General features: G+C 65.7%; 15 protein-coding genes. 14 read left to right on the plus strand and 1 reads right to left on the minus strand.

Annotated elements, in window-relative coordinates:
• The first annotated feature begins 6 nt into the window (after positions 1–6).
• Together E3T46_RS10405 and E3T46_RS10410 are read left to right on the plus strand one after the other, a co-directional pair.
• Positions 7–4,710 (plus strand): ATP-dependent helicase, encoded by a 4,704-nt coding sequence (locus E3T46_RS10405; RefSeq protein ID WP_134578500.1) that lies wholly within the window; start codon positions 7–9, stop codon positions 4,708–4,710.
• The gene (locus tag E3T46_RS10410; RefSeq protein WP_134578501.1) at positions 4,703–5,491 is read left to right on the plus strand and encodes a DNA-formamidopyrimidine glycosylase family protein; all 789 of its coding nucleotides are present in this window, start codon (positions 4,703–4,705) and stop codon (positions 5,489–5,491) included. Before E3T46_RS10405 ends, E3T46_RS10410 begins: the two co-directional genes overlap by 8 nt.
• A 66-nt stretch (positions 5,492–5,557) precedes the next feature.
• On the opposite strand, the gene E3T46_RS10415 is transcribed toward E3T46_RS10410, so the two are convergent.
• On the minus strand, positions 5,558–5,923 hold the full coding sequence (locus E3T46_RS10415) for a DUF1844 domain-containing protein (protein ID WP_134578502.1): 366 nt from the start codon (positions 5,921–5,923) through the stop codon (positions 5,558–5,560).
• 288 nt (positions 5,924–6,211) lie between these two features.
• Between E3T46_RS10415 and infC the strand changes: the two genes are divergently transcribed.
• The 12 genes from infC to argJ all read left to right on the plus strand — a co-directional run bounded on the left by infC (position 6,212) and on the right by argJ (position 18,148).
• Positions 6,212–6,838: a translation initiation factor IF-3 gene (gene infC, locus E3T46_RS10420; protein WP_104127223.1), complete on the plus strand. Its 627-nt coding sequence runs from the start codon at positions 6,212–6,214 to the stop codon at positions 6,836–6,838.
• Positions 6,831–7,025 carry a 50S ribosomal protein L35 gene (gene rpmI, locus E3T46_RS10425; protein ID WP_092341054.1) on the plus strand — a complete coding sequence of 65 codons (195 nt, stop codon included), beginning with the start codon at positions 6,831–6,833 and terminating at the stop codon, positions 7,023–7,025. The genes infC and rpmI overlap by 8 nt, the downstream gene beginning before the upstream one ends.
• A gap of 36 nt (positions 7,026–7,061) precedes the next feature.
• Entirely contained in the window at positions 7,062–7,454 is a 393-nt protein-coding gene (gene rplT, locus E3T46_RS10430; protein ID WP_092449848.1) for a 50S ribosomal protein L20, read from the plus strand.
• A gap of 125 nt (positions 7,455–7,579) precedes the next feature.
• Entirely contained in the window at positions 7,580–8,380 is an 801-nt protein-coding gene (locus E3T46_RS10435; protein WP_092449846.1) for an RNA methyltransferase, read from the plus strand.
• Between the two features lie 263 nt (positions 8,381–8,643).
• On the plus strand, positions 8,644–9,432 hold the full coding sequence (locus E3T46_RS10440; RefSeq protein WP_134578503.1) for an amino acid ABC transporter ATP-binding protein: 789 nt from the start codon (positions 8,644–8,646) through the stop codon (positions 9,430–9,432).
• A 92-nt stretch (positions 9,433–9,524) separates the two neighbouring features.
• Positions 9,525–10,391 (plus strand): glutamate ABC transporter substrate-binding protein, encoded by an 867-nt coding sequence (locus E3T46_RS10445; protein ID WP_134578504.1) that lies wholly within the window; start codon positions 9,525–9,527, stop codon positions 10,389–10,391.
• A 93-nt stretch (positions 10,392–10,484) separates the two neighbouring features.
• Positions 10,485–11,132 (plus strand): amino acid ABC transporter permease, encoded by a 648-nt coding sequence (locus E3T46_RS10450; protein WP_134578505.1) that lies wholly within the window; start codon positions 10,485–10,487, stop codon positions 11,130–11,132.
• The gene (locus E3T46_RS10455) at positions 11,129–11,980 is read left to right on the plus strand and encodes an amino acid ABC transporter permease (RefSeq protein WP_134578506.1); all 852 of its coding nucleotides are present in this window, start codon (positions 11,129–11,131) and stop codon (positions 11,978–11,980) included. Before E3T46_RS10450 ends, E3T46_RS10455 begins: the two co-directional genes overlap by 4 nt.
• Before the next feature lie 96 nt (positions 11,981–12,076).
• The gene (pheS, locus tag E3T46_RS10460) at positions 12,077–13,159 is read left to right on the plus strand and encodes a phenylalanine--tRNA ligase subunit alpha (RefSeq protein ID WP_241980613.1); all 1,083 of its coding nucleotides are present in this window, start codon (positions 12,077–12,079) and stop codon (positions 13,157–13,159) included.
• On the plus strand, positions 13,159–15,753 hold the full coding sequence (gene pheT, locus E3T46_RS10465; RefSeq protein WP_134578507.1) for a phenylalanine--tRNA ligase subunit beta: 2,595 nt from the start codon (positions 13,159–13,161) through the stop codon (positions 15,751–15,753). The genes pheS and pheT overlap by 1 nt, the downstream gene beginning before the upstream one ends.
• 170 nt (positions 15,754–15,923) lie before the next feature.
• Entirely contained in the window at positions 15,924–16,970 is a 1,047-nt protein-coding gene (gene argC / locus E3T46_RS10470) for an N-acetyl-gamma-glutamyl-phosphate reductase (RefSeq protein ID WP_134578508.1), read from the plus strand.
• The gene (gene argJ, locus E3T46_RS10475; RefSeq protein WP_092449830.1) at positions 16,967–18,148 is read left to right on the plus strand and encodes a bifunctional glutamate N-acetyltransferase/amino-acid acetyltransferase ArgJ; all 1,182 of its coding nucleotides are present in this window, start codon (positions 16,967–16,969) and stop codon (positions 18,146–18,148) included. Before argC ends, argJ begins: the two co-directional genes overlap by 4 nt.

Consider the following 18,148-nt stretch of genomic DNA (forward strand, 5'->3'; position numbering starts at 1 on the left):
AACGGTATGAGCGACGTTCTTGAACGATTCTCCCCGGCCGCTCGGGCCTGGTTCACCGAGGCATTCGCGGCACCGACAGCAGCGCAGCTGGGGGCATGGGAGGCCATTTCGTTGGGTTCGCACGCCCTCGTGGTGGCTCCGACCGGGTCGGGCAAGACCCTCGCCGCGTTCCTGTGGGCCATTGACCGGCTGGCCACCGAGTCGGCCGCACCGGCCGTGCCCGGCGTGCCCGCCGCTTCCACGCCCATCACTGGCGTGCCCGCCGCTTCCACGCCCATCACTGGCGTGCCCGCCGCTTCCACGCCCATCACTCGCGTGCTGTATATCTCGCCGCTCAAAGCACTCGGCGTCGATGTGGAACGCAACCTCACCGCTCCGCTCGTGGGAATCACCCGTTCGGCCCAGCGGCTCGGCCTGGAGCCGCCGCGCGTCACGGTTGGCGTGCGCTCGGGAGACACTCCGGCCGCCGACCGGCGCAAACTGGTCACCTCGCCGCCCGACATTCTTATCACCACCCCGGAGTCGTTGTTTCTCATGCTGACCTCGGCCGCCCGCGAATCGCTGCGCGGCGTGCAGACCGTCATCATCGATGAGGTGCACGCGGTCGCGGCGAGCAAACGCGGTGCACACCTGGCCGTGTCCCTCGAACGACTCGACGCCTTGCTGAGCCGGCCGGCGCAACGTATCGGGCTCTCCGCCACGGTGCGGCCGCAGAGCGAGGTGGCCCGATTTCTCGGCGGCGCCGCACCCGTGCAGATCGTGGCTCCGCCCGCGCTGAAACGGTTCGACCTGCGGGTGGTCGTACCGGTGGACGACATGAGCGACCTCGGTCCGGTGCCGCAACGCGAAGGAGTCACGTCAGCTTCGGCGCCGCAGACCGGGTCGATCTGGCCCCACGTCGAGGAGGCCATCGTCGACGAGGTGCTTGCACACTCCTCCAGCATCGTGTTCGCAAACTCGCGCCGCCTCACCGAACGGCTCACGGCCCGGTTCAACGAAATCTATGCCGAGCGCCTGGCCGGGGAGGAGGCATCCGCTCTCGTGACGGTGTCGCAGGGGGACGCCCGGGCGATGGGCAGCCCCGCGCCTGCCAGACCGCCAGCCGAGCTCATGGGCGCGAGCGGCGAGAGTGCGGGGGCCGAACCGCTGCTCGCTCGCGCGCATCACGGTTCGGTCAGCAAAGAGCAGCGCGCGCTCATTGAAGACGACCTGAAATCGGGGCGGCTGCGCTGTGTCGTCGCCACGTCGAGTCTTGAACTCGGCATTGATATGGGCGCCGTCGACTTGGTCGTGCAAGTGGAGTCACCGCCGTCAGTGTCGAGCGGGCTGCAACGGCTCGGCCGGGCCGGGCACCAGGTGGGTGAGATTTCGCGCGGGGTCATCTACCCCAAACATCGGGCCGACCTCATCCACGCCGCGGTCGCCGCCGAACGCATGGTCGCCGGTGCCATCGAATCGCTGCGGGTGCCGACCAATCCGCTCGATATCCTGGCCCAGCAGACGGTCGCGGCCTGCGCGCTTGAACCAATCGACGTCGAGACCTGGTTCGACACCGTGCGGCGCAGTGCACCCTTCGTAACCCTGCCCCGCTCCGCCTACGAGGCCACCCTCGACCTGCTGGCCGGTCGGTATCCCTCCGACCAGTTCGCAGAACTGCGCCCGCGCATCGTCTGGGATCGCGACGCCGGCACCCTCACCGGCCGCCCCGGCGCGCAACGGCTGGCCGTCACCAGTGGCGGCACCATTCCTGACCGCGGTCTATTTGGCGTCTTCATGGTCGGCGGAGAGCAGATCACCGGCAAACGGGTCGGTGAACTCGACGAGGAGATGGTCTACGAGTCCCGCGTGAATGATGTCTTCGCGCTCGGCACCACGAGCTGGCGCATTCAGGAGATCACGCACGACCGAGTGCTCGTCGTGCCGGCGTTCGGGCAGCCCGGGAGGCTGCCGTTCTGGAAGGGCGACGGGCTGGGCCGCCCGGCCGAACTGGGCCAGGCCATCGGTGCCTTCGTGCGCGAGGTCGGCAGCCTGCCGGCCGACCAAGCCAGGGACCGCTGCGCCGTGGGTGGCCTCGACGACCGGGCGATCACTAACCTGCTGGCCTTTCTCGGCGAGCAACGCGCTGCCACCGGGCAACTGCCGACCGACCGCACGCTCGTGGTCGAACGCTTTCGTGACGAGCTGGGGGACTGGCGGGTCGTGCTGCATTCCCCGTACGGCACCCCGGTACACGCACCGTGGGCACTCGCGGTCGGTGCCCGCGTGCGCGAACGCTATGGAATCGACGGCTCCTGCGTGGCCAGTGACGACGGCATCGTCGTACGCATTCCCGACACCGAAACCGAGCCGCCCGGCAGCGAACTGTTCGTGTTCGACCCCGACGAGCTCGAGCAACTGGTCACCGACGAGGTTGGTGGCTCGGCTCTGTTCGCGTCCCGGTTTCGCGAGTGCGCCGCCCGCGCCCTGCTTCTGCCCCGCTACAAGCCCGGGGCGCGCTCACCGCTCTGGCAGCAACGCCAGAAGGCGGCGCAACTGCTCGACGTGGCCCGCACCTTCCCCACTTTTCCGATCATTCTCGAAACCCTGCGGGAATGCCTGCAAGACGTCTACGACCTGCCGGCCCTCGGGGTGCTGGCCCGACAGATCGCCTCGCGCGAACTGCGCCTGATCGAAATCACGACCGACACCGCGAGCCCGTTCGCGAGTACCCTGCTGTTCGGTTACGTCGCCGCCTTCATGTATGAGGGCGACACCCCGCTGGCCGAGCGGCGGGCGACCGCCCTCGCGATCGACTCGAGCCTGCTCGCCGAACTCCTGGGTCGGGTCGAGCTGCGGGAGCTGCTCGACCCAGCCGTCATCGACCAGACCGACCGGGAACTGCAGCGGCTCACCTCCGACTACCGGGCCAAGGGCGTTGAGGGTGTCGCGGACCTGCTGCGTACCCTGGGGCCGCTCAACACCAGCGAGATCGCCGAGCGGATGCTCCTGCCCGCGCCCGAATCGCCGCACGTGCCCGGTGCGATGGCGGCAGAGCAGGCCCTGCTCGCTCTCGTTGATGCCCGCCGCGCCATCCGGGTCAACGTCGGCGGTGAGGATCGCTGGGCGGCGGTCGAAGACGCCAGCCGGTTGCGCGATGCCCTCGGCGTTCCCCTGCCGATCGGCGTTCCCTCCGCCTTCACCGAATCCGTGCCTGATCCGCTCGGTGATCTGGTGAGCCGGTATGCGCGTTCCCACGGGCCCTTCACAACGAATGCCGTCGCCGACCGGTTTGGCCTCGGTACGGCCGTCGTCCAAATCGCCCTCGGCCGACTCGCCGATGCCCGACGCATCGTGGCCGGAGAGTTTCGACCCAACGGCAGCGGCCTGGAATGGTGCGACGCCGAGGTGCTGCGGCGGCTCCGCCGCCGTTCCCTAGCCGCGCTCCGGCACGAGGTCGAACCGGTCGACCAACGGGCGATCGGCCGGTTTCTGCCGGCCTGGCAGCACGTGGGCGGAAAGCTGCGCGGAATCGACGGCGTCGCATCCGTTGTTGAGCAGCTGGAGGGGGCGCGCATTCCGGCATCCGCGTGGGAGACGCTCATTCTGCCCGCCCGGGTCAGCGACTACCGTCCGGGTATGCTCGACGAACTCACCAACGCGGGCGAGGTGCTCTGGGCCGGTGCGGGAACGCTTGCCGGCAATGACGGCTGGGTGAGCCTGCACCTCGCCGAAACCGCCCAGCTCACCCTGCCGGTACCGATCGACGTCGAAACGACGCCCCTGCAACAGGAGATCCTGGCGACCCTGGGCAGTAATGGTGCCTACTTCTTTCGGCAACTTGCCGATGCCGTCGGTAGCCAGAATGACCAGGAATTGGTGCATGCGCTGTGGGACCTGGTCTGGGCCGGCCTGATCACCAATGACACCTTGGCCCCGGTCCGGTCGCTTCTCTCCGGCGGTCACACCGCGCATCGTTCGAGCCGGGCCGTGCCCCGGGCACGCCTGCACCGCGGGCGGTCGATGCCCCGGCCGAGCCTGGCGAGCCGCGGCGGACCACCGACGGTGTCTGGTCGCTGGTCGATTCTGCCCGTGGCCGACGACTCACCGACCCGCCGCGCGCACGCCCTGGGGGAGACCCTGCTCGAACGCTACGGAGTCGTGACGCGCGGCGCGGTCATGGCGGAGAACGTCATCGGCGGATTCTCCCTCGTCTACCGCACGCTCACCGGATTCGAGGACATGGCGCGCTGCCGACGCGGCTACTTCATCGAGGGGCTCGGCGCTGCCCAGTTCGCCACCGGCGGCACCATCGACCGGCTGCGCACCTTCGCCGCCGGGGTAGCAGACTCGTCGGTCGGGCATCCGGCCGTGGTGACCTTGGCCGCGACCGACCCGGCGAACGCCTACGGCGCCGCCCTTCCCTGGCCGGCACTACCCGGCGACACCACCCATCGCCCGGGCCGGAAGGCGGGTGCACTCGTCGTTCTCGTCGATGGCGCCCTCGTGCTCTACGTCGAGCGCGGCGGCAAGACCGTGGTTGCCTTCGAGACGGAAGAGGCCACGCTCGCGGCCGCCACGGCGAGCCTGGCTGCTCTGGTCACAACGGGTCGCATCCAGAAAATCGCGGTCGAAACGGCCAACGGCGTGTTCGTCATGGGCACCGAGGTGGGTGCGGCTCTGCGCGCCGCGGGATTCACCGAGACTCCGAAAGGGCTGAGGCTTCGTGCCTGAGGGCGATACCGTCTATCGCACGGCCCGAACCCTCGACCAGGCGCTGCGCGGCAGTATTCTCACCGGCTGCGACATCCGCGTGCCGGCCTTCGCGACCGTCGATCTCACGGGCCAGACCGTGCACGAGGTCGTCAGTCGCGGCAAACATCTGCTGCACCGGGTCGGCGAGATGAGCATCCACTCGCATCTGAAAATGGAGGGAGCCTGGCACCTGTACCGGCCCGGCACGCGGTGGCAGCGGCCGGCGTTCCAGGCGCGCATTGTGCTGCAGACCCTGGACTGGGTCGCGGTCGGGTTCGAGCTTGGTGTGCTGGAGCTGGTTCCCACCCGGGCCGAGTCGGAGGTGGTCGGCTATCTCGGACCCGACCTGCTTGACACCGAATGGAGTGCGGGCAACAGCGCCGAGGCAGCCACCCGCCTCACTGCTCGGCCCGAACAACCGGTCATTCTGGCCCTCGCCGATCAGCGCAATCTCGCCGGGCTCGGCAACGTCTATGTCAACGAACTCTGCTTTCTGCGCGGGCTATTGCCGACCCGGCCCCTGGCCGAGGTTACCGACGTCCCCGGACTCGTCGCCCTGGCCCGGCGCCTGCTCCTGGCCAATAAAGACCGCGACGAACGCACGACCACCGGCAACCTGCGCCGCGGCGCCCAGACCTGGGTCTACGGGCGAGGCGGTCAGGCGTGCCGACGCTGCGGAACCCACATTCAACGCGGAACTCTCGGTCGCAGCGATGTCGAGCAGCGCAATACATTCTGGTGCCCGCACTGCCAGACCTGACTCAAGCTGCGCAAAACGGATGCCGTCGGTCGGGTGACCAGCGGCATCCGTTCGTAAGGGGAGGAATCAGTTGACCGGGCCGGTGAGCTTCTCGCCGGGGCCTTCGCCGATCGCGTCGGGAAAGGCGGACGCCTCGCGGAACGCCAGCTGCAGTGAGCGCAGCCCGTCGCGCAGGCTTCCTGCATGAAGGCTGGAGATGTCGGGAGCGGCAGCCGTGACCAGCCCGGCGAGAGCAGTGATCAGTTTGCGCGCCTCGTCAAGGTCGATCTGGGCATCGGGATCGTCGGCGAGTCCGCACTTGACGGCGGCCGCACTCATCAGGTGCACCGCGGCCGTGGTGATGATCTCCACAGCGGCCACATCGGCGATATCGCGCGTCGCCTGTGCTGCATTCTGCTCAAAATCCGTATCTTGCTCAAAACTAGGGCTCACTGCATTCCTCTGCTAGGATTGTCTTTGGTTCCGAGACAATAGTCTCGGTACGAAAGTGGAGAATCTCCCACCCGCGCATACCGCTTCATCAAGGTTACCGGGTAGATTGCACTCCGCCGTCGCGTTATCGCCTCCCTCGGGAAGGTGGAAGCGTGAGGGTAGACAGGGTGCCGTGTGGAACACGTCAACGAAAAAGTTGGCGTGGAAATCGCGTGATTTTCCTCCTTCGTCCCCAGGCGGCATCCGCTGTCTGGTTGTGATCACGAAGTTAACCAAGAGGAGAGACGCATCAGCGATCCCCGTACAAATGACCGTATACGCGTCCCCGAAGTTCGTCTCGTTGGTCCCAACGGCGAGCAGGTCGGGGTCGTGGCGATTGATGTTGCCCTGCGCCTGGCACAGGATGCCGACCTCGACCTCGTCGAAGTTGCACCCGAAGCCAAGCCGCCCGTGGCCAAGATCATGGACTACGGCAAGTTCAAGTACGAGGCTGCGCAGAAGGCCAAGGAGGCCAGGCGCAACCAGGCGAACACGATCCTGAAAGAGGTTCGTTTCCGTCTCAAGATTGATACGCACGACTACGAGACCAAGCGCAAACGCGCCGAAGGCTTCCTGAAGAGCGGTGACAAGGTCAAGGCCATGATTCTTTTTCGTGGCCGTGAACAGTCCCGGCCTGATCAGGGCGTACGACTGCTCCAAAAATTTGCCGAGGATGTCGCCGAGTACGGTTCCGTGGAATCTACTCCGATGATCGACGGTCGAAACATGGTCATGGTGATTGGCCCGTTGAAAAACAAGTCAGAAGCCAAGGCCGAGATCAACGCCCACAAGGCTGCCGAGAAGGCAGACAAGGTCGCCGATAAGGCAGACAAGGTTGCCGATAAGGCAGCGAAACAGGAGGAACCACATGCCTAAGATGAAGACCCACTCCGGAACCAAGAAGCGTTTCAAGGTCACCGGAAGCGGAAAGATCATGAAGCAGCAGGCCGGACTTCGTCACAACCTCGAAGTCAAGAGCACGCAGCGCAAGTCCCGTTTGAACCAGGACCAGGTGCTGGCCAAGTCAGACCAGAAGGTCATCAAGAAGCTTCTCGGTCTGTAACACCAGGCCCCCGTAACGAATAAGGATTTGTAAAAAATGGCAAGAGTAAAGAGGGCCGTAAACGCCCACAAGAGTCGCCGCGTTATTCTCGAACGCGCCAAGGGCTACCGCGGTCAGCGTTCACGCCTGGTCACCAAGGCGAAGGAGCAGCTCACTCACTCCTTCACCTACAGCTACCGTGACCGTCGTGCACGCAAGGGTGACTTCCGTCGCCTGTGGATCCAGCGGATCAACGCTGCGTCGCGCGCGAATGGCCTGACCTACAACCGTCTGATCCAGGGCCTCGGCCTGGCTGGCATCGAGGTTGACCGTCGTATCCTCGCCGACCTGGCCGTCAACGAGGCAGCGACGTTCGCCGCCCTCGTCGAGAGCGCCAAGGCAGCCCTTCCCGCCGACACGTCGGCACCGAAGGTCGCCGTCAAGGCGTAATGCTTCACCGTGATTGACCACCACCGGCTGCCTCCTGGGCGTGAACGTGGTGAATCGGTCAGAGTTCCACAGTGAGGAGCGGGCGACCTGGTCGCCCGCTCCTTTTCTGCAAGTAAACTTGCCACATGCTTGATAATCCACGTTCACCGCGCGTCCGTGCCGTCGCAAAACTTGCCAAGCGCGACGCGCGCCTCGAGTCCGGTCTCTTTCTACTCGAAGGCCCGCAGGCCGTCTCAGAAGCCCTCACCTTTCGCCCAGAGCTCGTCGTAGAGCTGTTCGCCACGCCGACCGCGCTCGATCGCTATACCGATCTGGCCCAGAAGGCCGTCGACGCCCAGGTCGAGGTGGAGTTCGTCTCCGAAGAGGTACTCGAGGCCATGGCCGACACGGTCACCCCGCAGGGCTTCGTGGCTGTCTGCCACCAGTTCCCCACCTCGGTCAAGAAGATCTTCAACGCGGGCCCCAAGCTCGTCGCCATTCTCGAAGAGGTGCGCGACCCCGGCAACGCCGGCACCATCATTCGGGCAGCGGATGCCGCTGGCGCGGACGCCGTCATCCTCACCGGTCGCAGCGTTGACCTGTACAACCCCAAGGTCATCCGTTCCTCGACCGGCTCCATTTTTCACCTCCCCGTCGCCATTGCGGCTGATCTCTCCGACGTGCTGGACCGTGCCCGCTCCGCCGGCCTGCAGCTGTTCGCTGCCGACATCAAGGGTTCCGACCTGCTGTCCGCCCGCAATGAGGGGCTGCTCGCCGCTCCGACGGTGTGGCTGTTCGGCAACGAGGCCCGCGGCCTGACCGACGAAGACCTCGCCCGGGTCGACCGCAGCGTCAGCGTGCCGATCTACGGCGAGGCTGAGTCGATGAACCTGGCGACCGCGGCATCCGTTTGCCTGTACGAAAGCGCGTTCGCCCAGCGCGCCTGACCTGCCGTTCCGAACAAAAACTCGATGCCCGGGCAGCTCCGTCCGGGCATCCGGCATGCCCGGGGCGAGTGTGCTCGGGCATGGCCGAGCCGACCCTTTTTCTGAGGCGGCCGAGCCGCTGAACGGGCCGGCTGGTGCCCGGCCGGAGACCGCCGGCTGACCTGCTACATAGCACAGACAACGGATGCCTGGACTGTTACAAATGCGTTACTGTCCGGGAATTCGGCACCCCTCATCCGGTGATCTGTTCTAAGTTGGAGGGTATGGAGCCAATAGATTCGTCCCCGGCCACCTCGAATATCACCGTTCGTCGGGGCGAACCGCTAGTCGTCGTCAAGGACATCAACAAGCACTACGGAGAACTGCACGTTCTCAAGAACATCAACGCCGTGGTCAACCGCGGCGAGGTGGTCGTCGTGATCGGACCGAGTGGGTCGGGAAAATCGACGCTCTGCCGGGCCATCAACCGCCTCGAGACCATCGATGACGGCGTCATCACCATCGATGGCGTCAAGTTGCCGGAAGAGGGCAAAGCCCTGGCCGACCTCCGTGCGGACGTCGGCATGGTCTTTCAGGCCTTCAACCTGTTTGCGCACAAGACCGTGCTTGAAAATGTGACCCTCGGCCCGATCAAGGTGCGCGGCATGTCGAAAGCGGATGCCGAGAAGAAGGCTATGGCCCTGCTCGAACGTGTCGGCGTGGCCAACCAGGCGCACAAAATGCCGTCCCAACTCTCGGGCGGGCAGCAGCAGCGCGTAGCCATCGCGCGCGCGCTGGCCATGGAACCGAAACTGATTCTGCTTGACGAACCGACCAGCGCGCTCGACCCCGAAATGATCAACGAGGTGCTCGAAGTGATGGTCGACCTCGCCAACGAGGGCATGACCATGATCGTCGTCACCCACGAGATGGGCTTCGCCCGCAAAGCCGCGGACCGCGTCATCTTCATGGCCGAGGGCGAGATCGTGGAGGAGACCTCACCCGAGGAATTCTTCACCAACCCGCAGAGCGCCCGCGCGCAGGACTTCCTCTCCAAGATTCTCGACCACTAGCCGGTGTCGGCTCATTCATGAGCGGCAACACCGTCGCAGGGTCGGCACAATTTTCCCTGACAACTCCCATTCCAACGAGAAAAGGAATCACAATGCGTAAGAAACTCATTCTCCTGGCCACAGCAGCCACGGCGGCACTGCTTCTCTCCGGATGCTCCGGCGCGGATACCCCAGATACCGGATCGTCCGATGGTCCGTCCGAGGTCACGCTCACGGGAAGCCCGACGTATGACGCCATGGTGGAGGCCGATACCGTGCGTATCGGCGTCAAGGAAGACCAGCCCGGCCTCGGATTTCTCGACGCCGGAACCGGAGAACGCTCCGGCTTCGACATTGAGATCGCCAAGTGGGTGGCCGAGTCGCTGGGCTTCTCCGACGACAAGATCGAATACATCGCCATTCCGAGCGCAAACCGCGAGTCCGCCATCGTGAACGGTGACATCGATTACTACGTAGGCACGTACTCGATCACCGACAAGCGCAAGGAACAGATCGACTTCGCCGGACCGTACTTCATCACGGGCCAGGGCATCCTGGTCGCCGCCGATGACAACTCGATCACGAGCGAGAATGATCTGGCCGGCAAGACCGTCTGTTCCGCGACCGGCTCCACGCCGATCCAGAACATCAAGGACAACTACCCCGACACCGACACCGAAGAGTTCGACACCTACTCGCAGTGCGTTGAGGCCCTCAAAGATGGCCAGGTCGACGCAGTCACGACCGACCAGGCCATCCTGCTCGGCTACGCCTCGCAGGACTCCGACAACCTCAAGGTCGTCGGCGAGCCGTTCTCGGTCGAGAACTACGGCGTGGGCCTGCCGAAGGGTGACGACGCGCTGCGCGCCTTCGTCAACGACATGTTCACCAACGGCAATGACCGCTGGCAGGCCATCTACGACGAGACCCTGGGTCAGTCGGGCACTGCTGTCGAGCAGCCCGCGGTAGACGCCTACTAAGCACCACGAATAATGGTCGGTGGCGACACCCCCGCCGCCACCGACCAGCATTAGCGTTGTCACTAAACCAGAACGAAAGGAGAGGTTCGGACCATGGACACCCTGCTCAATAACCTCGACGTCTTCGTCGACGGGTTCGCTTTGACGATTCAGGTGTTCCTCTGGTCCGCCCTCTTCGCCCTGATTCTCGGTACCGTCGTCGGTGCCATGCGCGTCTCCCCGGTCGCCCCGATGCGCGCGGTCGGTACCGGCTACGTGAACCTGGTGCGGAATACCCCGCTGACCCTACTGATGTTCTTCTTCGCCTTCGGTTATCCGAAACTGGATCTTCCCAGCGTCAGCTACACCACGCTGGCCATCTTTGCGCTCAGTCTCTATACGGCCACGTATGTCGCCGAAACGCTGCGCGCCGGTATCAACACGGTTCCGCTCGGTCAGGCCGAAGCGGCACGAGCTATCGGACTCACCTTCGGTCAGAGCATGTCGCAAATTCTGATGCCCCAAGCCTTTCGCGCGGTCATTCCGCCCATGATGAGCGTGTTCATCGCCCTACTCAAAAACACGACGGTCGCTGCCGGATTCTCGGTTGCGGAGTCCGGCGCCATTCGCGCCACTCTCTCTGAGCGCGGCGAACCTGCAATCGTCGTTCTGCTCTGGGTAGCACTGATCTTCGTGCTTCTGGTCGCGATTCTGTCGTTCGTCCAGCGAAAACTGGAAAACCGTTTGAAGGTACTGCGATGAGTAACGTGCTGTTTGACGCTCCTGGCCCTCGCGCACGAGTACGCCACCGCTACATCGGTGCGGTAACCGCAGTCGTTGTTGTCGGAATCTTCGCGTTCATTCTGTACCGATTCTTTGAAACCGGCCAGTTCACAGCCGATAAATGGGAACTGTTCACGATTCCATTCGTGCATGCAAAAATTCTGGAGGCGACGCTCGCAACGCTCAAAGCGTTCGGCCTCGCCGCGGTGCTCAGCCTTATTCTTGGACTTCTCCTTTTGGTTGGGCGGGTGTCCAAGCACCGATGGATCAGCGTGCCGACCTATCTATTCGTAGAACTTTTTCGGGCCATCCCCCTGCTCATCCTCATGATGATCATGTACTACGGGCTGCCGCCTCTCGGATTCACGTTCGTCACCCCCTTCGTCGCCGTTGTCACCGGACTCACGCTCTACAACGGTTCAGTACTCTCTGAAGTCTTTCGGGCTGGCATCGAATCTCTTCCCAAGGGCCAGGCCGAAGCCGCCTATGCGATTGGCATGAGTAAAACGCAGGTCATGCGCATGATCCTGCTGCCGCAGGCCCTGCGGGCGATGGCACCGGTCATCGTGTCGCAACTCGTGGTCGTGCTCAAGGACACCGCTCTCGGCTTCATCGTCACGTACCAGGAACTTCTGTACCTTGCGAAGTTCTACGGTGCACAGCCCGACTACGGCTCACCGATCATTCCCTCGACCATTGTGATGGCGACCATTTACATTTCGCTCTGCCTGATTCTCGCGGGTATCGCAAAGTTCGTCGAGGTGCGCACCAAGCGTGGTCCGGCGAAGAACATCAAGGCGCAGGAACTGGTCAACGAAGCGGCTTGACGTCGTGCACATCCGGGCAGCGGATGCCCGCCCCGGCTCGGCCAGACCGGTCACGCCGGGCGGGCCCACCCTCAGCACGCACTAAACTTGGGCCTTGTGTCTGTTCCCAGCGTTCCCCCAGAGCCCACCACACCAGCCGATCCAGCAGAGTCGTTGATCTCCGAAGACGCCGTCAACGCCGCGGTTGACGCGGCATTAGCCGCCATCGCTGCCGCCACTACTACCGCCGCGCTCAAGCGTGTGCGCAGCGAGCACGCGGGGGAGTCGTCGCCGTTGTCGAAGCTCAACGCGCTCATGCGCAGCGTGCCCGGCAACCAGAAGGCCGCCGCCGGCAAGCTCGTCGGCCAGGCCCGCGGCGCTGTCACGAAGGCGCTGACCGCCCGCGAAGACGAGATCGGTGCGATTGAAGCCGCCGCCCGACTGCTCGCCGAAACGGTGGACGTGACGGCAGCGGCATCCGCTTGGAAAGCCGGGGCGCGGCATCCGATTTCACTGCTGGCCGAACGGGCCGCCGACGTGTTTGTGGCCATGGGCTGGGAAGTCGCCGAAGGGCCGGAGCTCGAGAGCGAATGGTTCAACTTCGACGGACTCAACTTCGACGAAGACCACCCCGCCCGCGCCATGCAGGACACCTTCTTCGTCGAACCGACGGATGCCCACCTCGTTTTGCGCACGCAGACCTCGCCCGTGCAGCTGCGCGCATTGCTCAGCCGCGAGCTGCCGGTCTACGTGGTCGCACCCGGACGGGTGTTTCGCACCGACGAGCTCGACGCGACGCACACGCCGGTGTTCCACCAGATCGAGGGCATCGCCATCGACAAGGGCCTCACCATGGCGAACCTGCGCGGCACGCTCGACCACTTCGTGCAGGCCTTGTTCGGCCCCGAAGCCAAGGTACGCCTGCGCCCGAACTACTTTCCGTTCACCGAACCGAGCGCCGAGCTCGACGTCTGGCACCCGACCTTCAAGGACGGCGCGCGCTGGATCGAGTGGGGCGGCTGCGGCATGGTGCACCCCAACGTGCTGCGCTCCGCCGGAATCGACCCCGAGGAGTACTCCGGGTTCGCGTTCGGCGTCGGCGTGGAACGAGCAGTGATGTTTAGAAATGACGTAAAGGACATGCACGACATGGTCGAAGGCGATATCCGGTTCAGCCAGCAGTATGGGATGACGATCTAATGCGGGTACCACTGTCCTGGCTCGGCGAATTCGTCGACCTCGCGCCCGGCACGACGCCGGAAGACGTGCACGCCGCTCTTGTCAGTGTCGGCCTCGAAGAAGAAGAGATCCACCGCTTCGAGGTGTCCGGCCCGATCGTGGTCGGCGAGGTACTCGAATTCGTCGGCGAAGAGCAGAGCAACGGCAAGACCATTAACTGGTGCCAGGTGCGCGTAGCCCCCGAGGGCGAACTCGCCGCCGACGGCGGCCCGGCGGTGCACGGCATTATCTGTGGCGCGCACAACTTCGCCGTCGGCGACAAGGTCGTTGTGACCCTGCCCGGCGCCTCGCTGCCGGGACCGTTTCCGATCGCCGCCCGCAAAACGTACGGCCACGTCTCCGACGGCATGATCGCCTCGGCCCGTGAACTCGGCCTTGGCGACGAGCACGACGGCATTCTGCTGCTGTCATCGCTCGGCATCGACGCCCCGGTGGGAACGGATGCCATCCCCCTGCTGGGCCTGGACGACAGCGCCGTCGAGATCAACGTGACGCCTGACCGCGGCTACGCCTTCTCCATTCGCGGCGTCGCCCGCGAATATTCGCACGCGACCGGCGTACCGTTTCGGGACCCCGCACTCGCGCTGACCGTGGCGGCCCCAACGACTCGGTTCCCGGTCACGATCGACGACCAGGCCCCGATTCGGGACCGGACGGGTGCGACGGTGTTCGTGACCCGCGTCGTGCGCGGCGTCGACCCGACCCGGCCAACCCCGGCCTGGATGATCGCCCGGCTGGGGCTGGTCGGCATCCGCTCGATCTCGCTCGTAGTCGACGTGACCAACTACGTGATGTTCGAGCTCGGCCAGCCGCTGCACGGCTACGACCTCGACAAGCTGGCCGGCGGCATCATCGTGCGACGCGCGACCGCCGGCGAGAAATTCACCACGCTCGACGCCGTCATCCGCACGCTCAACATCGAAGATCTGCTGATCACCGACGAATCCGGGCCAATAGGCCTGGCCGGAGTGATGGGCGGGGCGAACACCGAGATCAGCTCGGAGACCGTCAATGTGCTCGTCGAGGCCGCCAACTTCGACCCGGTGTCCATTGCGCGCTCGGCCCGCCGCCACAAGCTGCCCAGCGAGGCGAGCAAGCGGTTCGAACGCGGCGTCGACCCGCAGGTTGCTGCCGTTGCCGCCGCCCGCGTGGTGCAGCTGCTGGTGGAACTTGCCGGGGGAGTTGCCGACGACCTCGGGTCGGTTTACAACGAGGCGCCGGCCGCACAGCCGATTCTGCTGCCGACCGGATTCGTGTCGGGTCTGATCGGCTTTGCCTACACCGGGGACGAGGTGCGTGCTGCCCTGGTCGACGTCGGTGCCTCCCTCGAGGAAGCCGACGGCGACCTGCAGGTCACTCCGCCGAGCTGGCGCCCCGACCTCACCGACAAGTGGACCCTGGCCGAAGAGGTCGCCCGCATTGTCGGGTACGACAAGATTCCCTCGGTTCTGCCGGTCGCGCCGCCCGGCCGCGGCCTGACGCACACCCAGACGCTGCGCCGCACGGTCGCGCAGACCCTCGCCGCCACCGGCCACAGTGAGGTGCTGACCTATCCGTTCGTCTCCGAGCAGGCGAACAACCTGTTCGGTATGGCCGTCGAGCCGTCGCAGACGGATGCTGACAACACCGACGGTGCTGCGGCATCCGCTGCCCCGATCGCGGTGCCCCAGATGAAGGTCGCCAACCCGCTCGACGGTGAGGCGCCGTACTTGCGCACCTCGATCCTGCCCGGAATGCTGCAGATCGCGCACCGCAACCGTTCTCGCGGGCTGGTCGATGTGGCCATCTACGAGCAGGGCCTGGTCTTTCGGCCCGTGGCCGGGGTGAGCTACGGCATGGCTGTGCTTCCCGCCGGGGCCGCACGACCGAGCACGCAGGATGAGGCGGCGCTGAACGCGGGAATTGTGCCGCAGCCGCTTCTGGTCGGCGTCGTTCTCATCGGCAACGACGTGCGGCACCAGCCGGGCCAGGCTGCCGTCGCCGCCGGCTGGCAGTCGGCGCTGGCCGCCGTGCAGCAGGTGGCGCTGGCCACCGGGGTACGCATCGAGGTTCGTCAGGGTCGGCACCCGGCGATGCACCCCGGGCGCACCGCCGAACTGTTCGTCGCTGCTCCGGGCACCGCCGTCACGGTGTCGGTCGGATTTGCCGGCGAATTGCTGCCCGCGGTAGCCGACGACTACGACCTGCCCGCAGTCGTCGCCGTCGCAGAGATTAACCTCGCGCTCGTCTTCGCGCAGACCGGAGTCATCAATACGGTCACGCCGATCCGCACGATGCCCGCCGCCACCCAGGACCTCTCGCTCGTCGTGGCGGCCTCCGTGCCGGCTGCTGACCTGCGTGCGTCCGTGGCGGAGGGCGCCGGTGACCTGCTCGAGAGCATCGAACTGGTCGATGACTACCGCGGTGCCGGAGTCGAACCCGGCCAGAAATCACTCACCTTCGCGCTGCGTTTTCGCGGCGAGGAACGCACGCTGACCGCTGCCGAAGCCAGCGCTGCGCGCCTCGCCGGTGTCGCTCTCGCGGCCGACCGGTTCGGTGCGACCCTGCGCGAGTAAACGCTGGTGAGCGGATGCCGCGGCCCGACCCTGCGGGGTCGGCCCGCGGCATCCGCTGTACGGGCTGCGAGGTGCAGCGTTCGGATGCGGCCGGGACCGCACCGAACTCGCGCATGACGCCGCGCGCCGATGCGGAACCGGGGCCGCCGGGGCCGCGCTAGGTTTAACCCATGGTTTTTTCGGTGGCAGTGGCGGGCGCGAGCGGGTATGCAGGCGGCGAACTGCTGCGGCTGCTCGCCGGACACCCCGAATTCGAGGTGCGCACGGTCACCGCGCACAGCAATGCCGGGCAGCTCCTCATCGATGTGCAACCATCGCTGCGTTCCCTCGCCCACCTGACCCTGGTCGATACGACCCCGCAAAACCTCAGCGGGCATGACGTCGTCTTCGTCGCCCTGCCGCACGGAAAATCCGGCGAGCTGACCGCGCACCTGCCGGCCGACACCCTCGTCATCGACTGCGGCGCCGACCATCGCCTCGAGAACCCCGACGACTGGGCCGCGTTCTACGGCGGCGACTACTTCGGCGCCTGGAGCTACGGCGTACCCGAACTGCTGATCGGCACCGGCAAGCAGCGCGACCGACTGGTCGGTGCCCGCCGCATCGCCGCCCCCGGTTGCAACGCCAGCACGGTCGCCCTCGCCCTGGCTCCCGGCATCCAGGCCGGCGTGATCGAGGCGCAGGACCTCGTCGCGGTGCTCGCCGTCGGCCCGAGCGGCGCCGGCAAGAGCCTGAAGCTACCCAACCTCGCGGCTGAGATCCTCGGCTCGGCCAACCCCTACGCCGTCGGCGGCACCCACCGGCACATTCCCGAGATCGTGCAGTCGTTGCGCTGGGCCGGCTCTGAAACCAACGCCACCATCTCGTTCACCCCGGTGATTGTGCCGATGGCCCGCGGTATCCTCGCCACCGCGACCGCTCGAATTGTGCCGGGCACCAGCGCCGCGGCCGTGCGCGCCGCCTGGCAGAGCGCCTACGCCGACGAACCGTTCGTGCACCTGCTGCCCGAGGGGCACTTTCCGCGCACGGCTGACGTTCTTGGCGCGAACACCGCCCTGATCGGCCTGGCCGTCGACGTAGCAGCCGGCCGGGTTGTCACGATCACCGCCATCGATAATCTTGTTAAGGGCACCGCAGGCGCTGCCATCCAATCCGCCAACATTGCCCTGGGCCTGACCGAAACGCTCGGTCTGACCCTGAATGGAGTTGCTCCGTGAGTGTCACCCTTCCCGCCGGTTTTGCTGCTGCCGGTGTCACCGCCGGCCTGAAAAAGTCCGGCGGGCTCGACCTCGCCCTCGTGCAAAATCTCGGTCCGCTGCAGAACGCCGCGACCGTGTTCACGAGCAACCGCTGCCAGGCTAACCCCGTCATCTGGAGCACCCAGGTCATGAGCGACGGCCGGGTCAGCGCGATCGTGCTCAACTCGGGCGGTGCCAACTGTTATACCGGCAGCATCGGCTTCCAGACCACCCATGCCACCGCCGAAGCGGTCGCCACGCGCCTCGACATCTCCTCCGGTGACGTACTGGTCTGCTCCACCGGGCTGATCGGAGAACAGCTCGACCTCGACCTCGTCACCGCCGGCGTCTGGGACGCTACCCTCGCCATCAAAACGGATGCCGCCACCACGCCCGAAGCAGGCCTCCTGGCCGCGCAGGCGATCATGACCACCGACACTCGCCCGAAGCAGGCCTCACACACCTCGCCTCACGGCTGGAGCATTGGCGCAATGGCCAAGGGGGCCGGTATGCTCGCGCCGGGACTGGCCACGATGCTCGTCGTCATCACGACCGACGCCGTGCTCAGCTCGACCGACCTCGACACTGCGCTCCGCGCGGCGACCCGGGTCACTTTCGACCGCCTCGATTCCGATGGCTGCATGTCGACCAACGACACCGTGAGCCTGCTCTGCTCCGGGGCGAGTGCCGTCCCCACCGACCACGCGGAATTCAGCAAAGCGCTCACCGACACCTGCCGCGACCTGGTCCTGCAGCTGCAGGGTGACGCCGAGGGCGCCGCGCACGACGTGGCGATCACGGTCACCAACGCCGTCTCCGACGACGAAGCCGTCACTGTGGCCCGTGCTGTCTCGCGTAGCAACCTGTTCAAGTCGGCCATCTTCGGCAACGACCCCAACTGGGGCCGCGTGCTCGCCGCCGTCGGAACGGTACCGGTTCAGGACGCCGCATTCGACCCCTACGGCATCGATGTCGCCATCAACGGTGTGCAGGTCTGCACAGCGGGGGAGCCCGACCAGCCGCGCGAACTCGTCGACCTCTCGGGCCGCGCCGTGACTGTATTGATCGACCTGCACGCGGGTAGTGAAACGGCCACGCTGTGGACCAACGACCTCACCCACGATTACGTCGAAGAGAACAGCGCGTACTCGAGCTGA

Origin of the sequence: Cryobacterium sp. Hh11 (genome assembly GCF_004404045.1) — a bacterium.
Lineage (GTDB): Bacteria > Actinomycetota > Actinomycetes > Actinomycetales > Microbacteriaceae > Cryobacterium > Cryobacterium levicorallinum.